The sequence below is a fragment of the Synechococcus sp. R55.2 genome (assembly GCF_047462075.1).
GTDB lineage: Bacteria > Cyanobacteriota > Cyanobacteriia > Thermostichales > Thermostichaceae > Thermostichus.
On sequence record NZ_JANSIH010000097.1, the window covers coordinates 1 to 1034 of the forward strand.

Below are 1034 nucleotides of genomic sequence, written 5' to 3' on the forward strand. Positions count from 1 at the left end.
AACGCATTGCCGGAGAAAAAAACACTTTTCAGGTCACCTGTCCCTGGCGAATTCGAGTCGGTGGGGCCAAGGGTCCAGAGAGCATGTTGCTCCCCGCTTTCGATCCCTTAGGGATCCCTTACATTCCCAGCTCCACCCTGCGCGGCGTAGCCCGATCCCAGGCCATTCGAGAGCTGATGCAGGAGCGCAATTTATCTTGGGAGCAAGCAGACAAAGCCGTAGCTCCTTGGTTTGGGCACCTACAAGCTGACGAAAAAGACAGGGCCGGCAAGGTTATCTTTTTGGATGCCTACCCGGTACCCACTCGGCCCCAACGGCGAGAGGATCCCGATAATTCTAAAACGGGGGGTCTAGCTGTAGATATTGCCAATAGTATCTGGAAATGGAATGGAAAAAATCTTGACTACTCGCCTAACCCTAACTTGTTCTTTTCTCTCAAGCAAGCCACTTTTTTGATTGGCCTGCGCAAAGGCCCCGGCTGCACCGATGAGATGCTGGATCAAGTCAAAGAGTGGCTGATCCAAGGGCTGGAGCAAGGGGTGGGATCCCAGGTGAATACTGGCTACGGTCGGCTGATCCCCTTAGGGAAATCACTGGACAAGAGCCAAGGAGAATTCTTGCGCCTGCCCTTTGAGCTAAAAGGCCAACTCATTCACGGGCGGCAGGTAGTCAACTGGAGGCCCGATAAGAATCGCTACGACAACCGATCCATCGCCGAAGTGCGGCCCGTAGCCTTTAAGAATATGCTGCGCTATTGGTTCCGCTCCTTTGCCCTGGGAGTTTTGCCGGTCGATCAGGTGCAGGAGTGGGAAGGGCAACTTTTTGGCGCCATTACCCCTAAGCAAAAACACGGCTGGATCCATGTAGATCTCCTAAATGGCAAAGTCTCTCAGCCGGAGCCAGAGCCCAATCGGGAAGGAAGAAATAGACCCGCAGGCCGACAAGAAGGGATCCTCATCTTAAGTCTTTCTGGCGAGTGTCAAAACTATGCTTCCCAGGAAGATCAAGAGGCGGTGGAAAAGCTCATTACTAAA

The 1034-nt window shown here is 53.1% G+C and carries 1 protein-coding gene; it reads left to right on the forward strand.

The window, feature by feature from the left end; translation table 11 throughout:
- Positions 1–5: 5 nt before the first annotated feature.
- Positions 6–1034 (forward strand): RAMP superfamily CRISPR-associated protein (locus NW838_RS03575; RefSeq protein ID WP_414427508.1); only part of this gene is annotated, 1029 nt, incomplete at its 3' end.